21 protein-coding genes are annotated in these 22,409 nt (G+C 72.7%); 12 read left to right on the plus strand and 9 right to left on the minus strand.

What is annotated here, in order from left to right; genetic code table 11:
* Positions 1 to 403: 403 nt before the first annotated feature.
* From OIE51_RS17730 to OIE51_RS17760, 7 genes are all read left to right on the plus strand, one after another.
* On the plus strand, positions 404 to 1,996 hold the full coding sequence (locus OIE51_RS17730) for an ABC transporter ATP-binding protein (protein WP_326600669.1): 1,593 nt from the start codon (positions 404 to 406) through the stop codon (positions 1,994 to 1,996).
* Positions 1,993 to 3,111 carry an ABC transporter permease gene (locus tag OIE51_RS17735; protein WP_326598693.1) on the plus strand — a complete coding sequence of 373 codons (1,119 nt, stop codon included), beginning with the start codon at positions 1,993 to 1,995 and terminating at the stop codon, positions 3,109 to 3,111. Before OIE51_RS17730 ends, OIE51_RS17735 begins: the two co-directional genes overlap by 4 nt.
* Entirely contained in the window at positions 3,108 to 4,397 is a 1,290-nt protein-coding gene (locus OIE51_RS17740; RefSeq protein WP_442811952.1) for an ABC transporter permease, read from the plus strand. Before OIE51_RS17735 ends, OIE51_RS17740 begins: the two co-directional genes overlap by 4 nt.
* The gene (locus OIE51_RS17745; protein ID WP_326598694.1) at positions 4,394 to 4,780 is read left to right on the plus strand and encodes a cytidine deaminase; all 387 of its coding nucleotides are present in this window, start codon (positions 4,394 to 4,396) and stop codon (positions 4,778 to 4,780) included. The genes OIE51_RS17740 and OIE51_RS17745 overlap by 4 nt, the downstream gene beginning before the upstream one ends.
* A 17-nt stretch (positions 4,781 to 4,797) precedes the next feature.
* Positions 4,798 to 6,075: a thymidine phosphorylase gene (locus OIE51_RS17750; RefSeq protein WP_326598695.1), complete on the plus strand. Its 1,278-nt coding sequence runs from the start codon at positions 4,798 to 4,800 to the stop codon at positions 6,073 to 6,075.
* Positions 6,076 to 6,364: 289 nt separating this feature from the next.
* Positions 6,365 to 7,690, plus strand: coding sequence for a magnesium transporter (mgtE, locus tag OIE51_RS17755; protein ID WP_326598696.1), 1,326 nt, complete (start codon positions 6,365 to 6,367; stop codon positions 7,688 to 7,690).
* Positions 7,691 to 7,756: 66 nt separating this feature from the next.
* Positions 7,757 to 8,191 (plus strand): nitroreductase family deazaflavin-dependent oxidoreductase, encoded by a 435-nt coding sequence (locus tag OIE51_RS17760; RefSeq protein ID WP_326598697.1) that lies wholly within the window; start codon positions 7,757 to 7,759, stop codon positions 8,189 to 8,191.
* A 412-nt stretch (positions 8,192 to 8,603) separates the two neighbouring features.
* Here OIE51_RS17760 and OIE51_RS17765 read toward each other — a convergent pair whose 3' ends face one another.
* Together OIE51_RS17765 and OIE51_RS17770 are read right to left on the minus strand one after the other, a co-directional pair.
* Entirely contained in the window at positions 8,604 to 8,807 is a 204-nt protein-coding gene (locus tag OIE51_RS17765) for an NAD-dependent epimerase/dehydratase family protein (RefSeq protein WP_326598698.1), read from the minus strand.
* Positions 8,808 to 8,831: 24 nt separating this feature from the next.
* Complete coding sequence (locus tag OIE51_RS17770; RefSeq protein ID WP_326598699.1) at positions 8,832 to 9,758, minus strand: NAD-dependent epimerase/dehydratase family protein; 927 nt, start codon at positions 9,756 to 9,758, stop codon at positions 8,832 to 8,834.
* Between the two features lie 122 nt (positions 9,759 to 9,880).
* Between OIE51_RS17770 and OIE51_RS17775 the strand changes: the two genes are divergently transcribed.
* Positions 9,881 to 10,843, plus strand: coding sequence for a GlxA family transcriptional regulator (locus OIE51_RS17775; RefSeq protein WP_326598700.1), 963 nt, complete (start codon positions 9,881 to 9,883; stop codon positions 10,841 to 10,843).
* A gap of 543 nt (positions 10,844 to 11,386) precedes the next feature.
* Here OIE51_RS17775 and OIE51_RS17780 read toward each other — a convergent pair.
* The 3 genes from OIE51_RS17780 to OIE51_RS17790 all read right to left on the minus strand — a co-directional run bounded on the left by OIE51_RS17780 (position 11,387) and on the right by OIE51_RS17790 (position 14,802).
* Positions 11,387 to 11,998 (minus strand): TetR/AcrR family transcriptional regulator, encoded by a 612-nt coding sequence (locus OIE51_RS17780; protein ID WP_326598701.1) that lies wholly within the window; start codon positions 11,996 to 11,998, stop codon positions 11,387 to 11,389.
* Positions 11,999 to 12,207: 209 nt separating this feature from the next.
* A complete protein-coding gene (locus OIE51_RS17785; RefSeq protein ID WP_326598702.1) occupies positions 12,208 to 13,260 on the minus strand; it encodes a hypothetical protein in 1,053 nt (350 codons plus the stop codon).
* A 258-nt stretch (positions 13,261 to 13,518) separates the two neighbouring features.
* Positions 13,519 to 14,802, minus strand: a complete 1,284-nt coding sequence (locus OIE51_RS17790) for an MFS transporter (RefSeq protein ID WP_326598703.1) — start codon at positions 14,800 to 14,802, stop codon at positions 13,519 to 13,521.
* A gap of 92 nt (positions 14,803 to 14,894) precedes the next feature.
* Here OIE51_RS17790 and OIE51_RS17795 point away from each other — a divergent pair, with 92 nt between their 5' ends.
* The 3 genes from OIE51_RS17795 (at position 14,895) to OIE51_RS17805 (ending at position 17,746) form a co-directional block, all read left to right on the plus strand.
* Entirely contained in the window at positions 14,895 to 15,917 is a 1,023-nt protein-coding gene (locus OIE51_RS17795) for a LysR family transcriptional regulator (RefSeq protein WP_442811953.1), read from the plus strand.
* Positions 15,918 to 16,071: 154 nt separating this feature from the next.
* Positions 16,072 to 17,205 (plus strand): adenosine deaminase, encoded by a 1,134-nt coding sequence (locus OIE51_RS17800; protein ID WP_326598704.1) that lies wholly within the window; start codon positions 16,072 to 16,074, stop codon positions 17,203 to 17,205.
* A 163-nt stretch (positions 17,206 to 17,368) separates the two neighbouring features.
* On the plus strand, positions 17,369 to 17,746 hold the full coding sequence (locus tag OIE51_RS17805) for an ATP-binding protein (RefSeq protein ID WP_326598705.1): 378 nt from the start codon (positions 17,369 to 17,371) through the stop codon (positions 17,744 to 17,746).
* Between the two features lie 114 nt (positions 17,747 to 17,860).
* On the opposite strand, the gene OIE51_RS17810 is transcribed toward OIE51_RS17805, so the two are convergent.
* From OIE51_RS17810 to OIE51_RS17825, 4 genes are all read right to left on the minus strand, one after another.
* Entirely contained in the window at positions 17,861 to 18,391 is a 531-nt protein-coding gene (locus tag OIE51_RS17810; protein ID WP_326598706.1) for a VanZ family protein, read from the minus strand.
* Positions 18,392 to 18,548: 157 nt separating this feature from the next.
* On the minus strand, positions 18,549 to 19,208 hold the full coding sequence (locus tag OIE51_RS17815; RefSeq protein ID WP_326598707.1) for a hypothetical protein: 660 nt from the start codon (positions 19,206 to 19,208) through the stop codon (positions 18,549 to 18,551).
* Positions 19,205 to 20,758, minus strand: coding sequence for a HAMP domain-containing sensor histidine kinase (locus OIE51_RS17820; RefSeq protein WP_326598708.1), 1,554 nt, complete (start codon positions 20,756 to 20,758; stop codon positions 19,205 to 19,207). Before OIE51_RS17820 ends, OIE51_RS17815 begins: the two co-directional genes overlap by 4 nt.
* Positions 20,755 to 21,432, minus strand: a complete 678-nt coding sequence (locus tag OIE51_RS17825; RefSeq protein WP_326598709.1) for a response regulator transcription factor — start codon at positions 21,430 to 21,432, stop codon at positions 20,755 to 20,757. Before OIE51_RS17825 ends, OIE51_RS17820 begins: the two co-directional genes overlap by 4 nt.
* Positions 21,433 to 21,631: 199 nt before the next feature.
* Here OIE51_RS17825 and OIE51_RS17830 point away from each other — a divergent pair, with 199 nt between their 5' ends.
* Complete coding sequence (locus tag OIE51_RS17830) at positions 21,632 to 22,357, plus strand: SigE family RNA polymerase sigma factor (protein ID WP_326598710.1); 726 nt, start codon at positions 21,632 to 21,634, stop codon at positions 22,355 to 22,357.
* The last annotated feature ends 52 nt before the right edge of the window (positions 22,358 to 22,409 follow it).

The following is a 22,409-nucleotide window of genomic DNA, read 5'->3' on the forward strand; positions in this document are numbered from 1 at the left end:
CGGTCCGGACGCCGCTCCGGCCGGCCCCGGCGAGCGGTCACGCGGGGGTCGCCCGCGGCGACACCCCCGGTGGCTCCCGACCTGGCCCCACGGCCTGCCGCCCAGCACGGTGGCCCCCGGCGCGATCCGCGCGGAGGCCGGCCCGGGGCCCGCGCCGGCGGGACGCCCGGCTCCGCTCGGATCGGTGAGGCGGCCTCACCGGCCCGTTCCGCGCCTGTGATCCCTCGCGGATCGCGGGCCCCCGGGTCGGGCACCGTCTCGGTGCCGCTCGGTCGGACGGGACTCTCTACGCGGGTAGAAATTCCGGTGGACCCCGTCCGGTCAGCCGCCGGGCGCGGTAGCGTTCGGCTGACTCAAGCGCCCACGCCCGGCTTCGCTCCTTAAGCTTCGAGGAGAGTGCGTCATCCCAGCCCCCAGCAGCCGAGCACAGCTCGGCAAGGACCCCGGCGTCCCGGCCGTCGCCCTGCGCGGCATCACCAAACGCTTTCCCGGCGTCGTCGCCAACCACGACATCGACATCACCGTCAAACGCGGCACGATCCACGCCCTTGTCGGGGAGAACGGCGCCGGCAAATCCACCCTGATGAAGATCCTCTACGGCATGCAGCGGCCGGACGAGGGCACCATCACCATCGACGGTGAGCAGGTCGCGTTCCGGAGCCCGGCCGACGCGATCGCGCGCGGCATCGGGATGGTGCACCAGCACTTCATGCTCGCGGACAACCTCACCGTCCTGGAGAACGTGGTCCTCGGCGCCGAGAAGCCGCACGGTATCGGCGCCCGCGCCCGCCGGCGCATCGTGCAGCTCTCCGACGCCTACGGCCTGGGCATCCGCCCCGATGTGCTGGTCGAGGAGATCGGCGTGGCGGACCGGCAGCGGGTGGAGATCCTCAAGGTTCTCTACCGGGGTGCCCGGACCCTGATCCTGGACGAGCCGACGGCCGTGCTGGTGCCGCAGGAGGTCGACGCCCTGTTCGGCAACCTGCGGGAGCTGACCGCCGAGGGCCTGACCGTTCTCTTCATCTCCCACAAGCTGGGTGAGGTGCTGTCCGTCGCCGACGACATCACCGTGATCCGGCGCGGCACCACGGTCGGCACGGTGGTGCCGTCCGGGACCACGCCCAGGCAGCTCGCCGAGCTGATGGTCGGCAGCGAGCTGCCCACGCCGGAGACCCGCGAGTCGACCGTCACCGACGAGCCGGTGCTCACCGTCTCCGGGCTGCACCTGTCCGGCCGGGACGCCGACGGCCTGCTTCGTGAGGTCCTGACCGGCATCGACCTCACCATCCACAAGGGCGAGGTGCTGGGCATCGCCGGCGTGGAGGGCAATGGCCAGGTCGAGTTGGTCGAGGCCATCATGGGCATCCGGCGCCCGGACTCCGGGCGGATCACCATGAACGGCGCCGACATCGCGCACGCCTCGACCCGCGTGCGCCGCGAGAGCGGCATCGGGTACATCCCCGAGGACCGGCACCGGCACGGCCTGCTGCTGGAGGCCCCGCTGTGGGAGAACCGGATGCTGGGCCACGTCACCGAGCCGCCCAACAGCCGGGGTCCGCTGCTGACGGCCCGCGAGGCGCGGGCGGACACCCGCCGGATCGTCGAGGAGTACGACGTCCGCACGCCCGGCATCGAGGTCACAGCCGGCTCCCTGTCCGGCGGCAACCAGCAGAAGCTGATCGTGGGCCGCGAGATGAGCCACCGCCCGAAGGTGCTGATCGCCGCGCACCCGACGCGCGGCGTGGACGTCGGCGCGCAGGCGCAGATCTGGGACCACATCCGTGAGGCCCGCCGCGAGGGGCTCGCGGTGCTGCTCATCTCGGCGGACCTGGACGAGCTGATCGGACTGTCGGACACCCTGCGGGTGATGTACCGGGGCCGGTTCGTCGCGGACGCCGACCCCGCCGCCATCACCCCCGAGGAGCTGGGAGGGGCCATGACCGGCACCGCGACCGGCCATCTGGAGCCCGGGACGGAAGAGGAGGCCCCGTCGTGAACGCCCTGCTGCGCCGACTGGACCGGGAGAAGCTGGTCCTGGCGCTGGCCGCGCCCCTGCTGGCGATCGTGACGGCGCTGGCCATCACCTCGGCCATCATGGGCATCACCGGCGACAACCCGTTCCGCGCGTTCGAGGTGATGCTCGACTACGGCAGCAAGAGCGACAGCCAGGTCTGGATCGTCAACAAGTCGATCCCGTACTACCTGTCGGCGGTCGCCGTCGCCATCGGCTTCCGGATGAACCTGTTCAACATCGGCGTCGACGGCCAGTACCGCGTCGCCGCCTTCTTCGCGGCCGTGGTCGGCGGCGCGCTCAGCCTGCCGGGCATCGTCCAGATCCCGGTCATCCTGCTGACCGCGATGGTCTGCGGCGCCATCTGGGCGGGTATCGCCGGCTATCTGAAGGCGACCCGGGGCGTCAGCGAGGTCATCACCACGATCATGCTGAACTTCATCGGCGGCTCGCTCATCGCGTACTTCCTCCAGGAGGGACGCCTCGCCGAGCGCGACGAGAACATCATCCACACCGAGGACATCCCCGGCTCCAGCTTCTTCTTCGAGTTCCCCACCACCCCCGACCCGGTGTACGGCACGATCCTCGTCGCCGTCGCGGTCGGCCTGCTCTACTGGTTCGTCCTGGGCCGCACCCGCTTCGGCTTCGACCTGCGGGCCGTGGGCCGTTCCGAGCCGGCCGCCGAGGCGAGCGGCGTCAGCGTCAAGCGCACGGTGGTCACCGCCATGCTGCTGTCCGGCGCGGTGGCCGGTCTGGTCGGCATGCCGACGCTGCTGAACGAGTCGGGCAACTACGGCAACGACTTCCCCGAGGGCATCGGCTTCACCGGTATCGCCATCGCCCTGCTGGGCCGCAACCACCCCATCGGCATGGGCCTGGCCGCCCTGCTGTGGGGCTTCCTGGAACGGACCGGCACCCAGCTGGAGTTCGAGGGCTACGACCAAGAGATCGTCGGCGTGATGCAGGGCGTCATCGTGCTCTCCGTCGTCGTCGCCTACGAGATCGTCCGCCGCTGGGGCATCAGGCGCCAGCAGCGCCAAGTGGGCGAACAGCTCGCCGCCCAGTCCCGCAAGAACGACGCGGCGGAGGTGCCCGCGTGACCACCACCCTGTCCACCACCACCGACAAGGTGCCGCCGAGCAGCGGCCCGGCGCGCGAGAGCCGCCGCCGGCTCACGTATCCGGTGGTGCTGCTGATCCTGGCCGGCGCGCTGCTGCTGCTCTCCGCCGTCCGCGCGATCACCGACCAGGCGAGCCTGACCTCCACCGCCCAGTGGGGCGCGGCCATGGGCTTCGCCGTCCCGATCGGCCTGGCCGGCCTCGGCGGCCTGTGGGCCGAACGGTCCGGCGTGGTCAACATCGGCCTTGAGGGCATGATGATGCTCGGCCTCTTCTCGGCCGGCTGGATGGGCTGGCAGCACGGGCCGTGGGCGGCCGTGCTGGCCGGCGTCGTCGGCGGCGCGCTCGGCGGCCTGATCCACGCGGTGGCCACGGTCACCTTCGGCGTCGACCACATCATCTCCGGCGTCGCCATCAACATCCTGGCCCTCGGCGTCGTGCAGTACCTCGCGAAGCTGTGGTTCGCCGCCGAGAACAGCGAGGCGGCGGCCCGGGGCGGCAACGACAAGCAGTCCCCGCCGATGGAGCGGATGGAGCCGTTCACCGTCCCCGGCGTCTCGGACTGTCTGGGCGACCTGGCCGACAAGAAGTGGTTCCTGATCTCGGACCTGGCGGGCATCCTGCGCGCCACCGTCCACGAGGTCTCCTGGCTGACGCTGCTCGCCGTCGTCCTCTTCGTCGGCACGTACCTGGTGCTGTGGAAGACGCCCTTCGGGCTGCGGCTGCGCTCCTGCGGCGAGAACCCGCAAGCCACCGAGTCCCTCGGGGTCAACGTCTACCTCTACAAGTACGCCGCGCTCACCGTCTCCGGCGGCCTGGCCGGTCTGGGCGGCGCGTACCTGGCGGTGCTGATCCGCATGTACCAGGACGGCCAGACGGGCGGTCGTGGCTATCTGGGTCTGGCCACCATGATCTTCGGCAACTGGCGCCCCGGCGGCGTCGCGGCCGGCGCCGGGCTCTTCGGCTTCATGGATGTCCTCCAGACCCGCGACCGGCCCGTCGTCCACGCCACGCTCCTGCTCTTCGCGCTCGGCCTGGCCGCCGCGGCGGTCTGGCAGTTCTACCGGGGCAAGCGCGTCCAGGCGGTGATCGTGGCCGCCACCGCCGTGGCGCTGTGGGCCTGGTACGTCACGACCGACACCCTGCCGCTCGAACTGGTCACGGCCAGCCCGTACCTGACGACGCTGCTGGTCCTCACCCTCTTCGCGCAGCGGCTGCGCATGCCCAAGGCGGACGGCAGGCCGTACCGCAGGGGACAGGCCACATGACCGGCACGACGCCCGACTGGGAGGCGTTGCGCGCGGCGGCCCGGGATGCCATGTCCCGGGCCTACGCCCCGTACTCGCGATACCCGGTGGGCGCCGCCGCCCTGGTGGACGACGGGCGGACGGTGACCGGCTGCAATGTGGAGAACGCCTCCTACGGCCTCGGCCTGTGCGCCGAGTGCGGCCTGGTCTCCGCCCTGCACGCCACCGGCGGCGGCCGGCTGACCCACTTCACCTGCTGCGACGGCCGGGGCAACGTGATCACGCCGTGCGGGCGCTGCCGCCAGTTGCTGATGGAGCACGGCGGCCCGACGCTGCGGGTGGACACGGCGGACGGCATCCGGCCGCTGTCCGACCTGCTGCCCGACGCCTGGCACCTCGACTAGTGGAGAGCCGCACACCCATGGACGCCATCACCATCATCCGCGCCAAGCGCGACGGCGGGGTCCTGACCCCGGAGCAGATCGACTGGATCATCGCCGCCTATACGCGGGGGGACGTCGCCGACGAGCAGATGGCGGCGCTGGCCATGGCCATCCTGCTCAACGGCATGACCCGCCCGGAGATCGCCCGCTGGACGGCGGCCATGATCGCCTCCGGCGAGCGCATGGACTTCTCCCGCCTGCCGCTGCCGACGACCGACAAGCACTCGACGGGCGGCGTCGGGGACAAGATCACCCTGCCGCTGGCTCCGCTGGTGGCGGCCTGCGGCGCGGCCGTTCCGCAGCTGTCCGGGCGGGGCCTGGGCCACTCGGGCGGCACGCTCGACAAGCTGGAGTCCATCCCGGGCTGGCGGGCCTCGCTCAGCAACGACGAGATGCTGGGCGTGCTGCGCGAGGCCGGGGCCGTGGTGTGCGCGGCGGGCGCCGGGCTGGCCCCGGCGGACCGGAAGCTGTACGCGCTGCGGGACGTGACCGCGACGGTGGAGTCGATCCCGCTGATCGCGTCCTCGATCATGTCGAAGAAGATCGCGGAGGGTACCGGCGCGCTGGTGCTGGACGTGAAGGCGGGCTCCGGCGCGTTCATGAAGACGGTCGAGGACGCCCGTGAACTGGCCGAGACCATGGTCGAGATCGGCACCGACCACGGCGTGCGGACCGTCGCGCTGCTGACGGACATGAACACGCCGCTGGGCCTGACGGCCGGCAACGCGCTGGAGGTCCGGGAGTCGGTCGAGGTGCTGGCGGGCGGCGGGCCGACGGACGTGGTGGAACTGACGCTGGCGCTGGCCCGCGAGATGCTGGACGCGGCCGGGCTGACCGACGCCGACCCGGCGCGGGCGCTGGCGGACGGCTCGGCGATGGACCGCTGGCGCCGCATGATCACCGCTCAGGGTGGTGACCCGGACGCGCCGCTGCCGACCGCGCGCGAGCGGCACGTCCTGGCCGCGCCGGCCTCCGGGGTGCTGACGAGGCTGGACGCCTACGCGGTGGGGGTGGCGGCCTGGCGGCTGGGCGCGGGCCGGACCCGTAAGGAGGACCCGGTGCAGGCGGGCGCGGGCGTGGAACTGCACGCCAAGCCGGGGGACAAGGTGACGGCCGGGGCGCCGCTGCTGACCCTGCACACGGACACCCCGGAACGGTTCGACGCGGCGCTGGCGGAGCTGGCGGGAGACGCGATCCGGATCGAGGAGGGAGCGGACGTGCGGGCGACTCCGACCGTGCTCGGTCGGATCGCATAGCGTTTCCGACACGTCTGTTCAGCGACTCGAAACGTTCATGCCAAACACATCACCGACTGTCCATAATGTCGGAATTTTTGCCATGATCGTTGCTGATGCCTTGTACCCTGAAGAACGGTTTTGGCGGACCGACACGGCAGGAGGTGAGACTGCGATGCGCAGCGAACCTCCCAGCCATCCCCCGCGCCGCGTCATCCCGCCCAGGTAGCCGAGCGGCCTGGGACGGCAGGCGTGTGCGCGCACTCCGGATGCCCGTGATCGCCTTCCGTCTCCTGGGGGTTCCCTCGTCATGACCCACCTGCCCGCCCTGTTGGAAGAGCACGACCTCGCGGGGGCGCTGGAGTGGCTGGAGACGCAGCCGCCGTACGCCATCGCCGACGAGATCGCCCGGATGGACGCCGTGGAGTCGGTGATCACCTTCCGACTGCTGGACAAGGACCGCGCCCTCGAGGTCTTCGAGGAGCTCGACCCCGTCGACCAGCAGCAGATCCTCCAGGGCCTGCGCGACCAGGCGTTCCGCGATCTGGTCGAGAACATGGACCCCGACGACCGGGCCCGGATGCTCAAGGAGGCTCCGGCCAAGGTCGCCCAGCGGGTGCTGGCGGGGCTGAGCGCGCACGAGCGGCAGATGACCGCCGCGCTGCTGGGCTATCCCGAGGGGTCCGTCGGCCGCTTCATGACGCCGGAGACGGTCGCGCTCCAGCAGGACCTGACGGTGGGGCAGGCGCTGGAGGTCGTCCGCCGCCGGGGCGCCCATGCCGAGACCATCTACACCCTCCCGGTCGTGGACCGGGGCCGGCGGCTGACCGGCATCGTGGAGCTGCGCGAGCTGGTGCTGAGCGAGCCGACCGCGATGGTCTCCGACCTGGTGGTGACCGAGCCGCCCATGGCCAGGGCCACCGCCCGCGCCGAGGACGCGGCGCGGCTGATGCGCGAGACCAACGTGCTCGACCTGCCGGTGGTGGACAGCGAGGACCGGCTCGTCGGCCTGCTCACCAGTGACGACGCCTTCGAGGTCATCGAGGCGGCGGACACCGAGGATGTGGCCCGCCAGGCGGGCGCGGAGCCGCTGGAGCGGCACTACATGTCCGCCAGCGTCTTCCAGCTCTCCCGCACCCGGATGATGTGGCTGATGCTGCTGCTGGTGGCGGCGACGCTGACCGTCTCCGTCACACAGATGTATGAGGGCGAGCTGAACGCGGTCACCGATCTCGCCCTCTTCGTCCCCCTGTTGATCGGCACCGGCGGCAACGCGGGCGCCCAGGCGGCCACGGCGGCGGTCCGCGCCCTGGCGGTGGGCGAGGTCCGCACCTCCGACCTGATCCGGGTCATCTGGCGCGAGTGCCGCACGGGTCTGCTGCTCGGCTGCATGCTGGCGGGCGTCGGCTTCGTCGTCGGCGCGTTCTTCGTCGGGCTGGACGTGGCAGCCGTGGTCGGCCTGACCCTGGTGGTGATCTGCGCCTGGGCCTCGACGGTCGGCGGCACGATGCCGCTGCTGGCGAAGAAGCTGCGGATCGACCCGGCGGTGGTCTCGGCGCCGATGGTCACCACGCTGGTCGACGCGACGGGCCTGGTCATCTACTTCTCCATCGCCAAGGTGATGCTGGGCATCTGACGGCGACAGTGGTGAAGCCGGGAAGCGGGGAAGCCGGACATGTCGTGATCGCCTACGCTGGGCGGCATGGCTGAAACAGAGATTCACGACAGCCCGACGAGCTGGGTGAGTGATCATATCCGGCGCTACGTCGAGACGGACGGCCGCGAAGGTCACCTCTGGCGCGACGGCGTCCCGACGCTGCTCCTGACCACCCGGGGCCGCAAGTCCGGCGTGCTGCGCCGCACGGCCCTGATCTACGGCCGGGATGGCGAGGACTTCCTGATCGTCGCCTCGCAGGGCGGCAAGCCCGATCACCCCGCCTGGTATCACAACCTGGTGGCCGACCCCGAGGTCCGACTCCAGGTCGGCGCCGACAAGTTCACGGCCAGGGCCCGCACGGCGACCCCGGAGGAGCGGGCCCGGCTGTGGCCGCGGATGACCGAGATCTGGCCCGACTACGACGACTACCAGACGAAGACGTCCCGGGAGATCCCGATCGTCGTCCTGACCCGCGTCTGAGCGGGCGAGCGCGCCCGGCCGCGGTGTGCGCGGCGGGCGCGCTCCACCGCGTCCGGGCTCCGTCGGCGACTGGCCGGCCACCTGGTGCGCCGGGCCCGGCTTCCGGGGCCGCGCCTTCGTCCACGCCTTCGGGGAGTTGGGCGCTTCGTCTCGGACGCCGTGGTCCGCGCCGCCCGCGACCACCAGCGCGCGCCGCGGGAGCACCTCGCCGGTCTCGTCGACAGCCCGCGGGTCGGCGATCCCGCGGCGCTGACCCCGTGGGCGCCGCTCCTGGTCGAGGGGGCGATCACCATGGCCGCCATCGACGGCGACCCGGCCCCCGCCCGCCGGGCGCGCGGCGGCCGAGGCCCTGATGGCGACGGCGCGGACGGGGTCGGCGGGCGCCGGTCCGCGCAGGCGGCCGGCGGGCGGCTCAGGAGGCTCCGGAGAGGACCGCGGGGACCGGCTCGCGCCATGCGGCGAGGCGTCTCACCGTGTGACCGGCCTGGAGGAGCCGGACGGCCACCGAACCGCCGATGTAACCGGTCGCACCGGTGACGAAGACCTTCACCGGGCTCCTCCCGTCGGGGAGTCGGCCGCGCTCCCTTTGTTGTGTGCGCCGAATATGTCCTCTCACGGGTTACCGCGCGTGCAAGCTCGGTCAGGCGGACGCCCGGTGGCCTTCGGCCATCTCCAGCAGCGCCTGGTCGAACGGCGTCGGCTTGACCCCGAGCACCCGCTCGGCCGCCTCCGCATTCACCACCAGCGGGCGCCGGTCGAGGTAGAGGATCTCGGGCAGCTCGGCCACGATCGGGTCGGCCAGCCCCGCCTGGGCGACCTCCTCGTCCGTCATCTCGCGCAGCCGGGGCGCGGGAGAGCCGGTCAGCCCGGCCAGGCGGGCGGTCAGCTCCCGGGCCGAGGCATGGGAGGTGGACGGGGCGTGCCAGGCACGGCCGAAGGCCTCGTCCGTCCTGGCCGCCGCCACCAGCGTGGCGGCGGCGTCGCCGACGTGGGTCCAGGCGTGCGGCGCGTCGAGGTCCGCCGGGTAGGCGGCGGGCTCGCCGGCCAGGATGTTCGCGGTGATCATCAGGTTGTAGAGCGAGCCCGCGCCCCGGCCGAGGAAGTCGCTGGCCCGCACCTCGGTGGCGCGCAGCCAGCCGGCCTCGTGCGCGGCCAGCGCGTCCTCCCACATCCGCACCCGCACCTGGCCCTTGCGCGAGGTCGGCGCCAGCGGCAGGTCCTCGGTGAGCGGCCCGTCCACCGGGCCGTACCCATACAGGTTGCCCATCAGGACATAGCGCGCCCCGGTGCGCTCGGCGGCCGAGATCGCCGCGTCGGACAGCGGCGGGAACTCCTCGGGCCAGCGGTTGTAGGGCGGCGCCGCGCAGTTGAACAGGGTGGTGGCGTCGGTGGTCAGCTCCGTCAGCCGGGCGGCGTCGGTCGCGTCGGCCGCCACCCGCTCGACCGACGGATGGTCGGGGCCGCCGCCGCCGCGGGTGACGACGCGGACCCGGTCGCCGGAGTCCGCGAGCAGGCGGGCGACGCCCGAGCCGATGGGGCCGGCGCCGATGACGACATGCGTGGGCATGGGTGTACTCCTGGGGACGACAGGGAGGCTGACCCGGACGGGAATATCCGGTGCCCCACTCTCCGTTCGCCCGGCGGGCTCACGGTAGGGGCCCGCGTGCCAATCATCCGGAGGTTCGGGCCATGGCCGAGACCCCGCACCGCGTCGCCGTCGTCGCCGTGCCGCCCGTCACGACATTCGATCTCGCCATTCCGGGATTCGTGTTCGGGGAGCTGGGCCCGGCGGGCCGGCCCGCCTACGAGGTGCGGGTCTGCGCCGTGCGGCCCGGCATCATCCAGGGGCTCGGCGGCCTGGACGTCGTCGTCCCGCACGATCTGGGCGTGATCGCGGAGGCGGACACGGTCGTCGTCACGGGCATCGGCGAACGGGAGGAGACCGACACCCGGGTGCTCGACGCGCTGCGCGAGGCCGCGGCGGCGGGCAAGCGGATCGCGTCGATCTGCTCCGGCTCGTTCGTGCTGGCCCAGGCCGGGCTGCTGGACGGGCGCAGCGCGACGACCTACTGGGCGGTCAGCGACGAGTTCCGCCGGAGGTTCCCTGATGTGGACCTGGTGGGCGACGTGCTCTTCGTGGACGATGGGCAGGTACTGACCTCGGCCGGCGGCTCGGCCGGGGTCGATCTCTGTCTGCATCTGATCCGCGCCGATCTCGGCGCCGCCGTGGCCGGTGAGGCCGCCCGCCAGCTGGTGGCCGCCCCCGCCCGGCCGGGCGGACAGGCCCAGCTCGTCCGGGACCCCGTGCCGCCGGAGAGTGGGCTGTCGCTGGCGGCCACCCGGGAGTGGGCGCTGTGCCGGCTGGCGGAGCCGCTGTCGCTGACCGATCTCGCCGCCCACGCGAGCACGAGCGTCCGCACGCTGACCCGCCGCTTCCGGGCGGAGACCGGGCTCAGCCCGCTCCAGTGGCTGCTGCACCGGCGCTTGGACCGGGCCCTTGAGCTGCTGGAGACGACGGATCTGCCGATGGATCACATCGCCCACCGCAGCGGCATCGGCACCGCCGACTCGCTGCGCCGCCACCTCGCCCGCCGCACCGGTCTCACGCCGCGCGCCTATCGCGCCGCCTTCGGCCGCGCGCCCGCGGCGTAGGAAGAACGCCACGGCGACGACGGCCGACGGCATGAGCGCCGTGGCGCCGGCCGTCGCCGGGCGGAAGGCGACGGGCCCCGGAACCGTCCGCCCGTCCGGCCCAGGGAATGCGGCGAGGCACGACCTCGCTCCGGCGCCGGACGAGATCGAGGGCGAGGAGGGCGAGACACTCGGCGAAAGGGAGAGCCCGATCATGTGCGCCGGCTCCGGGAGCCTTGTCCCACCGGGGCGCGGCCCCGAGCCGACGGCGGAGCCGGGCGGCACACCGGGCGCTCCGGCGATCCGCCGGAGCCCGGCGGGCGGCGGAGGCAGGCCGGTGACGCGCGCCGGCCGGCGGACCCGGCGGCGCGGTGCGGCGGGGGAGACGGGAGGGGGCGGAGCGGGAACGGGTGACGGTGCCATGCGGACTCTCCCGGTGCGGGCGTGTGGTGCCCTCCCAGGATCGGCCGGGACCCGGCCGGCTCGCGTCAGACTCAGGTCGCGTCTTGATCAACACTTCGGCGTACCCCGGCATCACACCCGAGGCCGATGCCTGACGCCCCCTCAGGCGCTGATTCCGGTGAGCAGCGTGTCCGCCAGCGTCGTGGAGAACTCACGCAGCGGCGTCGGCGGCTCCTCCTCCCAGAAGCAGTGCAGGAACGCGCGCTGGAAGCAGGCCCCGAGCAGCAGCGACGCGGTGGCGGCGGGGTCGGCGCCCCGGCTGACGCGGCCTCTTCGCCGTTCGCCGCGCAGATAGGCGGTCAGCGCGCGTAGCAGCTCCTCCGGACCGGTGTCCATCTCGCGCAGCGCCGCGCGGTGCCGGCGCAGCAAGGCGGGCTCGGCGAAGAGGGAGAAGGAGATGGAGCCGACCGACAGGTAGAACTCGACGGCGTGCTCGGCGATCTCGGCCAGGCACTCGGCCAGGGAACGGTCGCCCGGATCGTCGGCCAGCCGCGCCAGCAGCGGGCCGATGTGCGGCAGCCGCTCCTGGAGGACCCGGACGAAGATCTCCTCCTTGCTCCCGTAGTGCTTGTAGAGCGCGGCCTCGGAGCAGCCCGCCGCCTGCGCGATCGCCTTGGTGGTCGTGTGCGCCAGGCCGGTGGTGCGCATGAGCTGCTCGGCGGCGTCGAGGATGCGGACCCGGGTGGCGACGGGAGCCGAAGACTGGAGTGACACGCGGCGGAGTTCCTTCCGGGCGGAGCGGGTGTGAGTGATTACTTACCCACATCAACGGGGTCCAGAGGGGAACCGGAGATCGGAGGGGCACCGGAGTCCATGGGGCTCGATCCCCCGAGGGCACGTGACGGGTGTGGCGTTCCCCGCGCTCCCTCTCCTCGGCGGGGTGAGGAGGGTCCCCGGAGCGCGGGGAACGCGTCCGGGAGGGGCTAGAGGAGCGGGTTCCGCTTGGGCTGCTTGTGCAGGCTGAAATGGCCCGTCTCCATCAGCCGCGCCACCTCGCGCCCGGCCGGGGTGAGGGTCAGCGGGGAGCGGGTCTCCAGCATCCACGCCTGGAAGCTCTTGCCCGGCTCGCTCTCCGGGCCCTGCTGGGTGATGCCCTTGGGCGTCCACAGCATCGTCCCGGCCTGGTTCACCGCGCCGAAGGCGCCGGGGCCGGCGGTGTAGAGGATCACCTCGTCGTAGTCGGCGTTGCGGTGGATCTGCGGGCGCTCCAGGCCACGGCCACCCACCGAGTAGAGGCGGGCCAGCTCCCCGTCGTCCGCCAGCAGGCACACCGGCAGGGCCGCCCCGCCGGTCCCCACGGCGGACTGGTGGACGTCCCGGAGGTTGAACCGCCGCACGACCGGCTCGCCGTCCGTCTTCAGACAGGCCATCGGGTCGTAGTCGTAGAAGTACGACGTCAGCTCGCGGCCGTGCCGGATGACCAGCTCGAACTCGTCCTCCACGACGGCCGGCGAGCCCTGCGGGGCCGGGATGTCCACGTGGCGGCGGGTGTCCAGCACCCGGGGCCGGTCGTCGGTGCGGAACGCCAGCGCCTCGTCGCTGACGACGATGATCTCCTGGAGCGCCTGGGTGATGGCCGTCAGCCGGTAGGTGACGGCTCGGGGGAGGAGCACGAAGTCCCCGGCACGCAGGTCCAGGACGCCGAAGTCGGTCTCCAGCCGGGCGCTGCCGCGCAGCACGAAGTGCAGCTCGTCCGCCGTGACATTGCGCAGGGCGAACGGCATCGGCTCGATGCGCCAGCTGCTCTCGATGCTGACGCCCTGGCCGCCGAGCACCGGCACGGGCAGCCCGCGCCGCTCGTGCCAGACGTCGTCGGCGAGGTGGTTGAGGTTGACCCGGTGCGGGGCGTACGAGCCGCGCACGCGGGTGTAGGGCGGGGTGTACTGGTCGCGGTGGACGGAAGCCGCCGGTCCGGCCAGGCCGTTCCGGGTGTAGAACTCGACGTGCGGCTGGTGGGGTGCGTTCGACGACGTCACGGCTGGTTCCTCCTCGAATCCAGACCAAGGGAAGAGCGAGAGGGGTGGGTGAGCACTCACTCACCCCTCTCGGGTAAGTAAATACTCACCCCTTCGATCTCGCAAGGCGGTGGACCGCGGCGAGTTCTCCGGAGGACCCCCGCTGGCGGATCGCAAGACCCTCACGGGAGAAAGGTCCGCCACCGGCCGGGCCCGGGAAGAGACCGGAGCCCGCCGATTCGGGTGATCAGTGCCGCCCGCCGCCCGCCGCCCGCCCGTTCAGGCGGGCACGGCCGCCGCGCCCCGGCGCTCCGACACCCGGGCCTGGCGCGTGGCGTACAGCGTGATCGCCGCGGTCATCAGCAGGGCGGTCAGGCCGAACACCACCAGCCCGCCCCAGGCCGCCCGGTGGAAGATCACCGCGCCGGCCGTGCTGCCGAGGCTCGCCCCCAGGTAGTAGGTCACCTGGTACAGCGCCGACGCCTGAGCCTTCCCGTCCGTCACGCTCCGGCTGACCGAACCCGAGGCCACCGCGTGGCCGAAGAAGAACCCACCGGTGATCAGCACCAGCCCGGCCAGCACCGCGATCAGGCTGTCCACCAGGGTCAGCAGCAGCCCGGCCACCGCGGTGCCGATCGCCGCGTACAGCGCGCCACGCCGGCCCAGCCGCTCCATCAGCGGCCCGGTCGCGGACGACGAGACCGTGCCCACCAGATAGATGACGAAGACCGAACCGGCCAGCCCCGCCGAGAGGCCGAACGGCTCCTCGACCAGCCGGAAGCCGATCACCGTGTACGTCGCGCTGAACGCCGCCATCAGCAGCATCCCGATCCCGTACAGCCGCAGCAGCAGCGGCCGGGAGAGGTGGCCCGCGACCGTGCGCAGCATCAGGCGCGGCTGGAGGGAGACCGGCGTGAAGTGGCGCGCCGGCGGCAGCAGGCTCCGGAAGACCACGGCGGACAGCAGCCCGAGCGCGGCCACCGCGCCCAGCGCGGCCCGCCAGCCGGCGCCCTCCGCGACCCAGCCGGTCAGCACCCGGCCGGACATCCCGCCCACGCTGTTGCCCGCGATGAACAGGCCGATCGAACCGACCGTGGCCCGCGCGGGCAGCTCCTCGGCCAGATACGCCACCGCCGAGGCGGGGATGCCGGCGATCGCCGCGCCCTGGAGCACCCGCAGCGCGATCAGCGTCCGCAGGTCCGGCGCGAACGGGATCACCAGCGCCAGCGCGACGGCCACGCCGACCGACGCCGTCATCATCCGCCGGCGACCGAACCGCTCGGAGAGCGTGCTCAGCGGCAGCACCGCCAGCGCGAGTCCGATGGTGGTCCCGGAGACGGTCCAGCTCGCCCGGCCCGGGCTGACGCCGTAGGCCGTGGCGATGTCGGGCAGCAGCGCCTGGGTGGAGAAGAGCATCGCGAACGTCGCCATGCCGATGGCGAAGAGCGCGAGGTTGATCCGCTGGTGGGCGGGGTGGCCGGGGGAGGAGGTCGGGGGTGCGGACGGCGGCGGCGCGGCGGAGGCCCTCGCTGTGGCGTGAGCCCCAGTAACTGCTGTGGGCATGCGTCCAACGTAGGTCGCCCCTTTTCATGCGTCCAATGCATGAAGAGGGCATAATCGTTCCTTTCACGCATGAATAGAGGTGAGGAGTGGGTGTGTCACCTCCGGGCAACGGAAAAGACGTCTCCGTAACATCCGTCACACCGGCCGCGGCGGCCACGGCCGACCTGTCCCCCGCGTCGTGGGCCGCGCTGCTCACGCCGCGCCTCGCCTGGTTCGCCGGCGTCGCCCGGCACGAGCACATCACCCAGGCCGCCCGCGACCTGGCCGTTCCCCAGTCCACCCTGAGCCGCGCCATGGCCCGGCTGGAGGCCGACCTCGGCGTCTCGCTGCTCGCCCGGCACGGCCGCGCCATCTCCCTGACCCCGGCGGGTCGTTCGTTCGCCCGGTCCGTCGAACGCGCTCTCGGCGAGGTGGAACGTGCCGCCGAGGCCGTCCGCACCGACGCCGACCCGGCGGCGGGCAAGGTCGCGTTCGGCTTCCTGCACACCATGGGCCCGGAGACCGTTCCCGGGCTGCTGCGCGCCTTCCGCGTGGACCACCCGCGCGTGCGCTTCGCGCTGGTGCAGAGCTACGGCGAGGACATGATCGAGCGCATGCGGACCGGCGAGCTGGACCTGTGTCTGACCTCGCCCATCCCCGAGGCTCTGGACCTGGTCACCCGCCGCCTGGACGAGCAGCGCCTCTTCCTCGTCGTTCCGGCCGACCACCGGCTCGCCGGCCGCCGCCGGGTCCGCCTCGCCGAGGCCGCCGAGGAGCCGTTCGTCACCCTCGAACCCGGCTACGGGTTGCGGCGGCTGACCGAAGCGCTGTGCGAGCGGGCCGGGTTCCGGCCGCGCGTCGCGTTCGAGGGCGAGGAGCCGGAGACGCTGCGCGGCCTGGTGGCCGCCGGGCTCGGCGTCGCGCTGCTGCCGCCGCCGACGATGCCGAGGCCCGGCGTCCGCGACCTGACCGTCACCGCGCCCCGGGCGGTGCGGGAGATCGGCCTCGCGTGGATGGCCGGCCGACCCGACACGCGCCCGGTCGCGGACTTCAAGCGGTTCCTGCTGAGCCGCAGGGGCCGCCTGGTCGGCGAGCCCGGCCTCCCGGCGGTGCGGGGCGAGGACGACGCCCGGTGACGACGCGGGCCGCCGCCCCCTCGAGCCGGGATCCGTCGAGCGGACGGTCCCGGTGGCCTTCGGGGTTGCTCCATCCCGTCATCCGCCCGGGCGGCGCTCTGGCCCGATCGCCGGACGCCAGGTGCTCTACGCGCGTAGGGGTTAGAGTGCCGGGGTGACCCCGAGTGAGACTACGCCCAGTGAGGACCAGATCCGGCGCGCCCCCAAGGTGCTGCTGCACGACCACCTCGACGGCGGGCTGCGGCCCGCCACCATCGTCGGGCTCGCCCGCGAGCAGGGCTACGAACGGCTGCCCGAGACCGACCCCGAGCGGCTGGGGGCGTGGTTCCGCGAGGCCGCCGACTCCGGCTCGCTCGTACGGTACCTGGAGACGTTCACGCACACCTGCGCCGTGATGCAGACCGCCGGGGCGCTGGCCCGGGTCGCCGCCGAGTGCGTGCTCGACCTGGCCGCGGACGGCGTGGTGTACGCCGAGATCAGGTACGCGCCCGAGCAGCACCTGGAGCGCGGGTTGACGCTGGAGGAGGTTGTCGAGGCCGTCAACGACGGCTTCCGCGAAGGGGAACGGCTGGCCGCCGCCGAGGGCCGGCGCATCCGGGTGGGCGCGTTGCTGACCGCGATGCGGCACGCCGCCCGGGCCCTGGAGATCGCCGAACTGGCCAACCGCTACCGGGACCTCGGCGTGGTCGGCTTCGACATCGCCGGCGCCGAGGCCGGCTTCCCGCCCACCCGGCATCTGGACGCCTTCGAGTTCCTCAAGCGGGAGAACAACCACTTCACCATCCACGCCGGTGAGGCGTTCGGACTCCCGTCCATCTGGCAGGCGTTGCAGTGGTGCGGCGCCGACCGGCTCGGGCACGGGGTGCGGATCATCGACGACATCAAGGTCGCGGAGGACGGCTCGGTCACGCTCGGGCGGCTGGCGGCGTACGTCCGCGACAAGCGCGTCCCGCTCGAGCTGTGCCCGACGTCCAACCTCCAGACGGGCGCCGCGCCCTCGTACGCCGAGCACCCCATCGGCCTGCTGCGGCGGCTGCACTTCCGGGCCACGGTCAACACGGACAACCGGCTGATGAGCGCCACGAGCATGAGCCGCGAATTCACCCATCTGGTGGAGACATTCCAGTACACGCTGGACGACCTTCAGTGGTTCACGGTCAATGCGATGAAATCCGCGTTCATTCCTTTCGATGAACGTCTGGCGATGATCAATGACGTGATCAAGCCCGGATATGCGGCGCTGCGCTCGGAATGGCTGTTCCCCCAGGGGCGGTCCACGCCCCTCTGACCAGGCCGGATGCCGGGCGCGGCGAGTGGGCGCCGTGTCCGGTACGACGAATCCCGCCGGGTGGGTTACGGGCGACGGCGCGCATTTCGATTCATTGCGGCTTCGGCTTCGCAGTGGTTACCTTCGGCTCGCCGCTCGAAACCCACAAAGGACGTAGTTACTGATGAAGCAGGCAACTCAGAAGACCCTCGGCGTCGCCGCCCTCGGTGCCGCCCTCGTGGCCGCCGCGGCGGGCACCGCTTCCGCCTCGGTCACCGACGATGTCGGGCAGACCACCGGCGACGTGGTGAACACTCTCCCGCTGCACGAGACGGCGGACAAGCTGCCCGGCGACAGCGGCGAGGTGGTCAGGACCGGTACCGACGTGCTCACCGGGGAGACCGAAGCCCTCCCGGTCGCCGACCGGACGCTGTCCCACACCACCTCCGACGGGCTGATCCAGCCGGCCACCGAGCTGCTCGGCGGCATGCCGGTCGACCCGACCTCCGAGCTCGGCATCCCCACCGACAACCTGCTCGGCAGCCTGCACCTCGGTAGCTGAGCGGACAGCGCACAGGCAGGCAGCACGAGGGCCGTCTCCCCGCGACGATCTCGCGGGGCGCGGCCCTCGTCGCGTGTCGCCCCCACCGGGGGCCCGGCGGCCGGCGGTCGGGCGTCAGAGCTGCGACAGCGACGCCCAGACCCGGCGGGCCTGGCGGACCTGGCCCCTGGGACGCCGCCGGACCAGGTGCGGGCAGACCCGGGCCGTCCCGCGCGACGAGCTGGCGCGCGGTCCGCGCGCGGTGGCGGCGCGCAGCGGCCCGTAGCAGAGCAGGTGCGCCAGGGCGACGCCGGCGGTGTTGAGGATGATGGAGTCCACGTCCGCGACCCGGCTCGGCAGCAGCGACTGCCAGAACTCCAGGGCCAGCGAGAGCATCCCGCCCACGAACACCGTGCGCCGGAACGAGGTGAACCGCGGCCCGCCCAGCCGCCGGCCCAGCAGCGGCAGCAACACCCCGAGCGGGGCCAGGCGCAGCAGCCCGGCGCCGACGGTGCGGCCGGCCTCGGCCGGACCCCGGGCGATGTCGGCGCGGATCGTGGCGAACGGCTCCAGGTTCGCCGGGGAGACCCACAGCACTTCCAGCGGACGGAGCGCCAGCCCGGTGACGCACACCAGGTAGGTGATGAGGAGAACGAGAGCCGTCACCCGCAGTCTCGGGTGTACGCCGGGCCCTGGCGAGCCCGCAGGATGATGCCGCACGGGGATCAGGACGCCCGGCGCGGCGGGCCCGGTTCCCGCCGCTGGTGTGATCCGGTCCCGGTGTGACCTGGGTCTTACGGCCGGGGTCGGCCGGCGCCGTGGCTCAGGGCGGGCTGAGCGGTGAGCGCCCGGTCTCGGAGATGGTGCGCATCGCCGTGGCGCAGGAGTACATCCTCGGCTGGCCCAGTGAGGAGTCGGCGGGACCGCCCAACATCACGGTCTCCCCGGAGCTGCCGAGCGCCTCGTCGTTGGCGAAGGTGCAGACGATCTGGGCGAGTCCGACCCGTGACAGGTCGCCCGGCCGCTGGCTGAGCCGCAGCGCCGGCACCGGGTCGTCCGCGACCGGCCCGGACACCTCCAGGCCGGCCGGGACCTCACTGCTCAGGCCCGCCGCCTGCTCGTCCGGCGTCGGGTCGGCCCGCAGCTCGGCCAGCAACGCCTCGGCGACGGCCACCCGGTCGTCGTCCGCGGTCCCGTTCCCGTCGCTCTCCGGTCCCCTCCCGTCGTCCCCGTCGTCCCCGTCGTCCCCGTCCGCCGGCACGGTCCGGCTCACGGCCTGCACGCGCGAGCCGCACACCAGGTAGATCTCGCTGCCGTCCCCGGCGGTGTCCTCGGTGGGGATGTCGCAGCTCGCCCGGGTCGGCGCCGGGCCCGCGTCCACGGGGACATCCGTCGCCCTGATCCCGCATCCGGCGGCGGCAGCGGCGGCGGTGGCGGCGAGCAGGACGGCGCACGCGCGCCGTGCCGCGTTTCCCGCGCTCACCGCGCGTCTCGCTCGGTCGTGCCCGCCGCCCGCCGGCCGCTGTCGCTTCCCGGCAGCTGCTCCTCCTCCGGCGGGCTCGCCTCGCGCGGCAGCCGGAGGGTGAACACCGCGCCGCCGTCCGGGCCGTTGCGGGCCGCGATGTCGCCGCCGTGCAGGTGGGCGTTCTCCAGCGCGATCGACAGGCCCAGACCGCTGCCGTCCGAACGCGGCCGGGAGGCGCTGGCCTTGTAGAACCGGTCGAAGACGTGCGGCAGCACCTCCTCCGGGATGCCGGGACCGTGGTCCGCGACCTCGACCAGCACGTCCGAGCCCTCCTCGGTGATCGTGACCCGCACCGGACTGCCGCCGTGCTTGAGGGCGTTGCCGATGAGGTTGGCCAGGATCACATCGAGCCGGCGCGGGTCCAGCAGCGCCAGGACGCCGCGCGGCGCGTCCACATGGACCGCGTCGAGCCAGGCGCGGGCGTCGATGCAGGCCGTCACCTGGTCCGCCATGTCCACCTCGTCCAGCACCATGCGGGCGGTCCCCGCGTCGAAGCGGGTGACCTCCATCAGGTTCTCCACCAGGTCGTTCAGCCGCCGTGTCTCGCTGACCACCAGCTGGACGGCGGGCGCGATCATCGGGTCGAGGTTGTCGACCTCGTCCTCCAGCACCTCGGTCATCGCGGTGATCGCCGTCATCGGGGTGCGCAGCTCGTGCGACATGTCGGCGACGAACCGGCGGCTGGCCGCCTCGCGCGCGCTGAGGTCCTGCACGCGCCGTTCGAGCGACGCGGCGGCGTGGTTGAAGCTCCGCGTCAGCTCGGCCAGTTCGTCCGCGCCGCGCACCTGGAGGCGGGTGTCGAGCTCGCCGTCGCCGAGTCGCTGCGCGGCGTCGCTCAGGCGCTGCACCGGCCGCAGCACCATGGTGGCGGCGGCCTGGGCGAGCAGCACCGAGCCGATCACGGCCAGCGCGGTGGCGATCCCGAGCGACCAGGCCAGCGAGTTGAGGTCGTCGCGCTCCGGGGCCAGGGAGGCGAGCATGTACCCGGTCGGGCCGCCGTCCATCACCTGCCCGCCGCCGATGAGATACGGATCGCCGTTCAGCGTGATCCGCTGCCAGTACATGTGGTAGGTCGTGGAGCCGTCGCCCTCGCGCGGCTCGCGCACGGCGTCCATCAGCGAGTCGGGGATGGTCTCCAGCCTGAACGCGGACGGATTGGACTCGGCGGTGCATATCAGCCCGTCGTCCCCGTCGGAGACGAGCACCACGAGGTAGTTGAGCGTGTTGTTCGCCACGTCGTGGGCCATGCCGCGCAGATCGTCGCAACTCGGCGCCTCGGGCAGCGCGCTCGCCTGGTCGCCGAGGGAGTCGCGGAAGTCGCGGAGGGCCGCGTTCTGGGCCCGGGTCAGCACGGCGTCCCGGTTCAGCCAGTACGCGATGCCGGACACCGAGACGGCGGCGACCAGCGCCACCACGGCGAAGACCGTCACCAGCCGCAGTCGCAGACTGGTCAGCCGCAGCAGGCGACGCAGCCAGCCGCGCACCCGGGCCTCCGCGGCATCGCTCACGAAGGGGCGTCCAGCCGGTACCCCACACCACGCACGGTGCGGATGAGCTTGGGCGACGAGGGCACGTCCTCGACCTTCGCGCGCAGCCGCTGGACACAGGCGTCGACCAGGCGGGAGTCGCCCAGATAGTCGTGCTCCCACACCAGGCGCAGCAACTGCTGGCGGGACAGGGCCTGGCCGGGACGGCGGCTCAGCTCCAGCAGCAGGCGCAGCTCGGTGGGGGTCAGTTGGAGGTCCTCGCCGTTCTTCGTCACGGTCATGGCGGCCCGGTCGATGATGATCGCGCCGAACGTCGCCGCGTCGTTGGACTCCCGCTCGCCGCGCCGCATCACCGCGCGGATACGGGCGTCGAGGACCCGGCCCTGGACCGGCTTCACCACATAGTCGTCGGCGCCGGACTCCAGGCCGACGACGACGTCGATGTCGTCGCTGCGCGCCGTGAGCAGGATGATGGGGAGCTGGTCGGTGCGGCGGATGCGCCGGCACACCTCGAAGCCGTCGATACCGGGCAGGTTGACGTCCAGCACGATCAAGTCGGGCCGCTGTTCTCGCAGGTGCTTCAGGCCGTCCTCACCCGTCGCGGCGGTCACGACACGGTGCCCTTGGCGCGTCAGGCTCAGCTCCAGGGCAGTCCGCACCGCCTCATCGTCCTCGATCAGCAACAGGAAAGCCACGCTGGTCATTGTGTCCTATGGATCGGGCGGAGTTCGACTCTCTGTTGATTGAAGCGTCCCCGTCAGCCTGGCCCCTTCCCGCCCGGGTGCGGCGGTCGCTGTGACACCGCTGTGACAGACGGGGGACTCCGTCATGAAACTGGCCCGGCAGTGTATTGCCCAGCGCACGACACGGACGGCCTTCACGAGGGGGAGCGGGATGAGCGCAGTGCACAGCGTCACCGGTACGGCGGCGAGTGAGACGCGCCAGACCGCCGGGATGGTTCCCGTCCGGTACGGGGAGAAGTCCGGGGCCGCGCACCGGCTGGGGGGCCGGCGGGGCATCGGGCATCAGCGTTCACCGCACCTGACCGCGGTGGACGTGAAGGGGGGACGTACCGGGAGCGTGCGGCGCCAGGGGGGCACGGAGGCGGAGTTCACCGCCTACGTGCGCGAGCGCCGCGCCTCCCTGTACGCCACGGCGTACCACCTGACCGGTGACCGGCACGAGGCGGAGGACCTGCTCCAGAGCGCGCTGCTCTCCACCTACCGCGCCTGGGACCGGATCACCGACAAGGCGGCCGTCGGCGGATACCTGCGGCGGACGATGACCAACCTGCACATCAGCGCCTGGCGGCGGCGGAAGCTCAACGAGTACCCGACCGAGGAACTGCCCGAGGCGCCCGGTGAGCAGGACACGATGCGCGGCACCGAGCTGCGGACCGTGCTCTGGCAGGCGCTGGCGCGGCTGCCGGAGCAGCAGCGCACGATGCTGGTGCTCCGCTACTACGAGGGGCGCACCGACCCGGAGATCGCCGACACGCTCAACATCAGCGTCGGCACGGTGAAGAGCAGCATTTGGCGCACGCTGCGCCGGCTGCGCGAGGACCGGACGCTCAGCTTCGGCGAGGACGTGGAGGAGTCCTTCGGCGAGCTGGTCGCCTGACCGACGGGGAGCCCGAGGGGAAGGGGAGCGGGGGACCGGGGGAAAGACGGGG

The sequence above is a fragment of the Streptomyces sp. NBC_01803 genome (genome assembly GCF_035917415.1).
In the GTDB taxonomy this organism is placed as follows: Bacteria; Actinomycetota; Actinomycetes; order Streptomycetales; family Streptomycetaceae; genus Streptomyces.